The organism is Aquicoccus sp. (assembly GCF_041686535.1).
Classification (GTDB): Bacteria; Pseudomonadota; Alphaproteobacteria; order Rhodobacterales; family Rhodobacteraceae; genus Aquicoccus.
This window is the reverse complement of sequence record NZ_JAWLDS010000126.1, coordinates 1-6,559: the sequence shown is the minus strand read 5'-3', so window position 1 is coordinate 6,559 and position 6,559 is coordinate 1. Positions and strand designations below refer to the sequence as shown.

7 protein-coding genes are annotated in these 6,559 nt (G+C 57.2%); all 7 read left to right on the top strand.

Going from position 1 to position 6,559, the window contains the following annotated elements:
- Positions 1-565 (top strand): ABC transporter ATP-binding protein (locus ACESL9_RS16320; protein WP_372675208.1); only part of this gene is annotated, 565 nt, incomplete at its 5' end.
- Positions 566-606: 41 nt separating this feature from the next.
- Positions 607-1,593: a branched-chain amino acid ABC transporter permease gene (locus tag ACESL9_RS16315; protein WP_372675207.1), complete on the top strand. Its 987-nt coding sequence runs from the start codon at positions 607-609 to the stop codon at positions 1,591-1,593.
- Positions 1,594-1,597: 4 nt separating this feature from the next.
- Positions 1,598-1,858: a hypothetical protein gene (locus tag ACESL9_RS16310; RefSeq protein WP_372614384.1), complete on the top strand. Its 261-nt coding sequence runs from the start codon at positions 1,598-1,600 to the stop codon at positions 1,856-1,858.
- Positions 1,858-2,967 (top strand): branched-chain amino acid ABC transporter permease, encoded by a 1,110-nt coding sequence (locus ACESL9_RS16305; protein ID WP_372614386.1) that lies wholly within the window; start codon positions 1,858-1,860, stop codon positions 2,965-2,967. The genes ACESL9_RS16310 and ACESL9_RS16305 overlap by 1 nt, the downstream gene beginning before the upstream one ends.
- 81 nt (positions 2,968-3,048) lie before the next feature.
- Positions 3,049-4,332, top strand: coding sequence for an ABC transporter substrate-binding protein (locus ACESL9_RS16300; protein ID WP_372614388.1), 1,284 nt, complete (start codon positions 3,049-3,051; stop codon positions 4,330-4,332).
- A 64-nt stretch (positions 4,333-4,396) separates the two neighbouring features.
- Positions 4,397-5,224: an ABC transporter ATP-binding protein gene (locus ACESL9_RS16295; protein WP_372614390.1), complete on the top strand. Its 828-nt coding sequence runs from the start codon at positions 4,397-4,399 to the stop codon at positions 5,222-5,224.
- 61 nt (positions 5,225-5,285) lie between these two features.
- The gene (locus tag ACESL9_RS16290) at positions 5,286-6,458 is read left to right on the top strand and encodes a phenylacetate--CoA ligase family protein (protein WP_372614392.1); all 1,173 of its coding nucleotides are present in this window, start codon (positions 5,286-5,288) and stop codon (positions 6,456-6,458) included.
- The last annotated feature ends 101 nt before the right edge of the window (positions 6,459-6,559 follow it).

Sequence of the window (6,559 nt, the reverse complement as noted above, 5' to 3'; positions counted from 1 at the left end):
ACGGATGCGACCCTTCGAGGTGGCGCGGCAAGGGATTGCACGGACGTTCCAGAATATCGCGCTCTTTGAGGGGATGAGTGTTCTGGACAACGTGATGACCGGGCGCCTCAACCATATGACGACCGGTCTCCTGTCGCAGGCGATCTGGAAGGGCAAGGCGGAGCAGGAAGAAATCGAGAACCGTGAGGTGGCCGAAAAGATCATCGACTTTCTCGAAATCCAGCATATTCGCAAGACGCCCGTGTCGCGGCTGCCCTATGGGTTGAAAAAGAGGGTCGAGCTTGCCCGGGCGCTGGTTGCGCAGCCGTCGCTATTGCTTCTCGACGAACCTATGGCGGGGATGAACGTTGAGGAAAAAGAGGACATGAGCCGCTTTATCCTTGATGTGAACGACGAATTCGGAACCACGATCGCCTTGATCGAGCATGACATGGGCGTGGTGATGGACCTTAGCGACCGGGTCGTGGTGATGGATTACGGCAAGAAGATCGGCGATGGCACGCCGGGTGAGGTGCGCAACAACCAGGCGGTGATCGACGCATATCTGGGGATCGCCCATGACTGATAAAACCACGAGAGAACAACTCAATCCGGGGGACGCGCACCATGCCTGAACAGCTTCTTTGGGGAATGGAGATCGTCATGAACGGCCTCATGACTGGCGTGCTCTATGCGCTGGTCGCCCTGGGCTTCGTGTTGATTTTCAAGGCAAGCGGTATCTTCAATTTCAGTCAGGGTGTGATGGCGCTTTTCGCCGCCCTGACCCTGGTGGGGATCATGGAAGGGCGTGTGCCATTCAGCCATTTGATCAAGGCGGTGTCTGGTGTGTCCGTCCACCATTTCGGATGGAATGTTCCCGCGTTCGCCGCGATCTTGTTGACCATGGCGGTTATGGTTTTGCTGGCCTGGCTGGTGAACCGTTTCATCTTCCGGCATCTCGTTGGACAAGAGCCGATCATCCTTTTCATGGCCACTATCGGGCTCGCCTATTTCCTTGAGGGGTTCGGTGACATCATGTGGGGAAGCGACATCAAGAAACTCGATGTAGGTTTGCCAGAGGGGATCAACGATACCATAGACGAGGTCACGTTCAATCTTTTGGGCTATGGATTCTTTATCGACAATCTCGACCTGTGGGCAACGTTCGTTGCGGTGCTTATGGTGATCGCACTTGTGATGTTCGCACAGTATTCGAAGCATGGCCGCGCCATGCGCGCTGTGGCTGACGACCATCAGGCCGCGCTTTCGGTTGGCATAAATCTCAATTTCATCTGGGTGATGGTCTGGTCGTTGGCTGGTTTTGTGGCACTGGTTGCCGGGATCATGTGGGGCTCCAAATCGGGTGTGCAGTTCTCGCTGTCGTTGATTGCACTCAAGGCGCTGCCGGTGCTGATGCTGGGAGGGTTCACCTCGATCCCAGGGGCCATTGTCGGCGGCCTTATCATCGGAGTGGGCGAGAAATTGTTCGAATTCATCATCGGACCGATGGTGGGCGGAGCGACCGAGAACTGGTTCGCTTATGTGCTGGCGCTGATCTTCCTCGTCTTCCGGCCGCAGGGTCTGTTCGGCGAAAAGATCATCGAAAGGGTGTGATGGTATGCCCAAGCTGATTGCCATTCTCAACGTCATCGCCTGGTCGGGGTTTTGGGCCTTTGGCTATCTCGCCCTGTCGTCCGATCCGTCCAGCGCCTCACAGATGGTGACCGCGGCGATACTCGCCGCCATTGGGGCCGGGCTGGGGCTTTGGGCCTATTTCTGGCTGATCCGCCATAGCGAAGCGACCGGTTATGCCAAGCGGCCGAACATCGTCAAAAAGACGCATCTTGAAGAAGAACACACAAACGGGGAGTGCGCCTGATGTTTTATCGTGAGGCCGGTGATTTCAAGACCTCTTATCCGAAGGATAGTCAGACCTTTCCGATCAAGCTCGACCGGTTCGGTTTCTTTGCGGTGCTGTTTATCGGGTTTGCCATCATTCCCTTCGTGCTTAACGACTACTGGGTCAACTCGGTTTTCCTGCCCTTTCTAATCTATGCCATCGCAGCAATCGGGCTGAACCTACTGGTCGGCTATTGTGGGCAGGTCAGCCTTGGTACGGGGGGGTTCATGGCAGTTGGCGCCTATGCCTGTTACAAGCTCATGACCGGGCTCGATATCTGGATCGGCGGGGTCGAGTATGCCCTGCCGCCAATCAATATCTTCTTTTCTGTTATCCTGGCGGGGCTCATAACCGCGATTGTCGGCGTACTGTTCGGGTTGCCAAGCTTGCGGATCAAGGGGTTTTATCTGGCGGTGGCGACGCTGGCGGCGCAGTTCTTCCTCGTCTGGCTTTTCAACAAGTGGTCTTGGGCCTATAATTATTCCGCCTCCGGGCAGATCAGCGCGCCAGAACGTAGTTTGTTCGGTGTGCCCGTGACGGGATCCAATACCGAGCCTTGGGCGGTCTATCTGTTCTGTCTCGTGTTCCTGACGGTCCTTGCCTTGATTGCGCGGAACCTGACGCGCGGAAGCATCGGGCGCAAGTGGATGGCGATCCGCGACATGGATATTGCAGCCGAGATCATCGGGGTCGACCCGCTCAAGGCCAAGCTCAGCGCCTTTGCGGTCTCCTCGTTCTTTATCGGGATTTCCGGTGCGCTGTTCTTCAGCGTTTATCTGGGGGCTGTTGAGGTCGGTGAGGTGTTTGGCATCAACAAGTCGTTCCTCGTGCTCTTCATGGTTATCATCGGTGGCCTGGGGTCAATCTTCGGCGCGTTTGCCGGGGCGGCGTTCCTTGTGCTTCTGCCGGTGTTCCTCAAGAACACGTTGGTTGGGGGGCTGGGATGGCCGACCGACCTTGCTGCGCATCTGGAGTTCATGATCGTGGGCGGACTGATCATCACCTTTCTGATCCTCGAACCGCATGGGTTGGCGCAACTTTGGAGGATCATCAAGGAGAAGCTGAGACTTTGGCCTTTCCCGCACTGAATTTTGCGGGTGGGTCTGACCCTTTCCGGGGGGGCAAAACTCCGGACAACATCGGAATCAACCAATGGGAGGAGTAACCCGATGAAAATGAAACTGGCAACACTTGCGCTCGGCGCAGTCATGGCTGCGGGGCCGGCCATGGCGGAACTTGTTTTCCCGTCACTTAGCTACCGAACGGGGCCATATGCGGCGGGTGGTATTCCCTTTGCCGATGGATACGCAGACTATTTCACACTGCTCAATGAGCGTGACGGCGGTATTGGCGGCGAGATGATCGAGGTTCCCGAATGCGAAACAGCCTATAATACCGAGAAGGGCGTCGAATGCTACGAGGCGACCAAGGATCTCGGCTCGCTGGTCTATCAACCGCTTTCGACCGGGATCACCTATCAGTTGATCCCGAAGATTACGGCAGACGGCATTCCAATGCTGACTTCGGGCCTGGGGCGGACATCGGCAAAGAACGGGGCAGTGTTTCCCTGGGTGTTCAACTTCCCGGCCAACTACTGGGATGGTGCGTCTGTCGCGATCAAGCACATCATTGAAGAGGAAGGTGGCGATATCAGTGGCAAGAAGATCGCTTTGGTTTACCACAACTCTGCCTATGGCAAGGAGCCGATCCGCACGCTGGAAAAGCTTTCCGAGAAGCATGGGTATGAGCTGACACTCCAGGCGGTGGATCACCCAGGCCAGGAGCAAAAAAGCCAGTGGCTTCAGATCCGCCGCGAGCGCCCGGACTACGTGATTATGTATGGCTGGGGCGTGATGAATCAGGTCGCGATCCAGGAAGCCGTGAACATCCGTTTCCCGATGGAGAATTTCATCGGCATCTGGTGGTCAGGATCGGAAAACGATGTGAAGCCGGCGGGCGACGGTGCACATGGTTACAAGGCGCTGACCTTCCACAATCTGGGCGATGACTATCCGCTTTACGATGACCTGAAGAAGCATGTCTTTGACAAGGACCTCGCCGCAGGTTCTGGTGATCAGCATGGCACCGCGATCTATAACCGCGGTCTTTACGCCGCGATGCTGGTGGCCGAAGCGGCCAAGACGGCTCAGGAAATACATGACACGAGCAAGATCACCCCGGCCATGATGCGCGACGGGATGGAAGCTCTTGAAATGACAGAAGAGAAAATGGAGTCTCTTGGGTTGCCGCGCTTCGGTCCAGAGTTCAAGGTGTCTTGCGAGAACCATGGCGGGAATGGTTATGCCGCCATCGGCCAATGGGATGCGAAGGCAGGTGAATGGAAGCTGGTCACCGACTACATGCAGTCTGACCAGGAAATCGTTCAGCCGCTGATTGAAGCCGATTCGATGGCCTATGCCGAAGAAAATGGAATCACCCCCGGCTGCAACTAAAGAGTGATTTGCGGGCCGTTGCCGGATGCAATGGCCCGCAACAACCAATAACGGAGCGTGGATCATGCTGGACGCCAGTGAGATGCAGACCGAGACTCTTCTTGAGATCAACAATATCGAGGTGATCTACAACCACGTGATCCTCGTGCTCAAGGGTGTGTCGCTCAAGGTGCCCAAGGGGGGTATTACCGCCCTGCTTGGTGGTAATGGCGCGGGCAAGACAACGACGCTCAAGGCGGTGTCCAACCTGTTGCATTCGGAACGCGGTGAGGTGACCAAGGGCTCGATCACTTATCGTGGCGAGCGGGTTCAGGATTTGACGCCAAACGATTTGGTCAACAAGGGTGTCATCCAGGTCATGGAAGGGCGCCATTGCTTCGAGCACCTTACCGTCGAGGAAAACCTGCTGACCGGCGCGTATACGCGCAAGGATGGCAAAGGGGCGATCGATGCAGATCTGAACATGGTATACGACTACTTTCCCCGCCTGAAAGAGCGCCGGCGCAGCCAGGCGGGCTATACTTCGGGGGGTGAGCAGCAGATGATCGCGCTTGGCCGGGCCCTTATGAGCCGACCCGAGACCATCCTGCTGGATGAGCCGAGCATGGGCTTGGCACCGCAGTTGGTCGAGCAGATCTTCGGCATCGTCAAATCGCTCAACGAGGAGGAAGGCTACACCTTTCTCTTGGCAGAACAGAACACAAACGTAGCCCTGCGCTTTGCCCATTATGGATATATTCTGGAAAGCGGCCGGGTCGTGATGGATGGCGTTGCGAACGATCTGCGTGAGAACCCGGACGTGAAGGAGTTCTACCTCGGAATGTCCGACGAAGGACGAAAGAGCTTCCGTGAGGTGCGGTCCTATAGACGCCGCAAGAGGTGGCTGAGTTGATCCCCGCTCGGGGAGTCTGCAGGCAGCAGGAGAGGCGAGCACTCCCGATGGAGAACAGGCGATGAGTACTTTTTACGACGCTCTGGAAACCCGTTCTGGCGATGAGCGGGCTGCGGATCAGCTTGCATTGCTGAACGCCCAGTTGGCCAAGCATGATTTGGAGCCGCTCAAGGATATTTCCGGACTGCCGGGTCTACCCGTCCTGCGCAAGTCCGAACTGAGCAGTCGGCAGAAAGCGGCTGCGCCCTTTGGAGGCTTGCCGGTCTCGAACGTGGCGCATTATTTTCAGAGCCCGGGGCCGATCTATGAACCGGGCGGCATCAGTCACGACTGGTGGCGCTCGGGCCGCGCGATGTATGCCGCGGGAATTCGTGCCGATGACATCGTGCAGAATTGTTTTTCCTACCACCTGACTCCAGCGGGGATGATGTTCGAAACCGGCGCGCGGGCGATCGGCTGTGCTGTTTTGCCAGCCGGAACGGGCCAAACGGAACTTCAGGCGCAGGCGGCGCACGACATTGGCGTCACGGCGTATACCGGCACGCCCGATTACCTGAAGATCATCCTCGACAAGGCCGATGAGATGGGCCTCAAGTTGGCGATTTCCAAGGCTGCGGTCGGTGGAGGGGCGCTGTTTCCGTCACTGAGACAGGAATATGCCGACCGTGGCATTCAGTGCCTTCAGGGGTACGGGACTGCTGATTTGGGCAGCGTCGCTTACGAATCCGAGGCGCTGGAAGGCATGATTGTCGATGAACATGTTATCGTCGAGATCGTGACGCCCGGAACAGGTAATCCGGTCGCTCCGGGCGATGTGGGAGAGGTGGTCGTCTCGACGCTCAATCCGGATTACCCGCTGATCCGGTTTGCAACTGGCGATCTTTCGGCGGTTATGGAAGGACAAAGCCCTTGTGGCCGCACCAACATGCGTATCAAGGGATGGATGGGTCGGGCCGATCAGACGACGAAGATCAAAGGCATGTTTGTGCGACCCGAACAGGTCGCCGCTCTGGTGGCCCGCCATGACGAGATCATAAAGGCCCGAATAATCGCCGCGCGGGAGGGCGAGGTGGATACGATGACCGTTCAGATCGAAGCCCGCGGCGGGAACGAGGCGGATTTCGCGAAATCCGCCAACGAGTTGCTCAAGCTCAAGGGCCGGGTCGAGTTGATGCCCCCAGGCACCTTGCCCAATGATGGCAAGGTGATTGAGGATACCCGCAGCTACGAATGATTCGGTTGCCTTGGAAGGGTTTCCCGAGAATCGGCTGAAACGCCTGGTCGCAGCGGGTCAGCGAATCATGACGTAGCTGCCCGGCGCCTTTCCAAGAGAGG

What these genes read in the sequence shown, in the direction of transcription:
- ACESL9_RS16315 (WP_372675207.1), top strand. Translation starts at nt 607, where the DNA reads ATGCCTGAACAGCTTCTTTGGGGAATGGAGATCGTCATGAACGGCCTC.
- ACESL9_RS16310 (WP_372614384.1), top strand. Translation starts at nt 1,598, where the DNA reads ATGCCCAAGCTGATTGCCATTCTCAACGTCATCGCCTGGTCGGGGTTT.
- ACESL9_RS16305 (WP_372614386.1), top strand. Translation starts at nt 1,858, where the DNA reads ATGTTTTATCGTGAGGCCGGTGATTTCAAGACCTCTTATCCGAAGGAT.
- ACESL9_RS16300 (WP_372614388.1), top strand. Translation starts at nt 3,049, where the DNA reads ATGAAAATGAAACTGGCAACACTTGCGCTCGGCGCAGTCATGGCTGCG.
- ACESL9_RS16295 (WP_372614390.1), top strand. Translation starts at nt 4,397, where the DNA reads ATGCTGGACGCCAGTGAGATGCAGACCGAGACTCTTCTTGAGATCAAC.
- ACESL9_RS16290 (WP_372614392.1), top strand. Translation starts at nt 5,286, where the DNA reads ATGAGTACTTTTTACGACGCTCTGGAAACCCGTTCTGGCGATGAGCGG.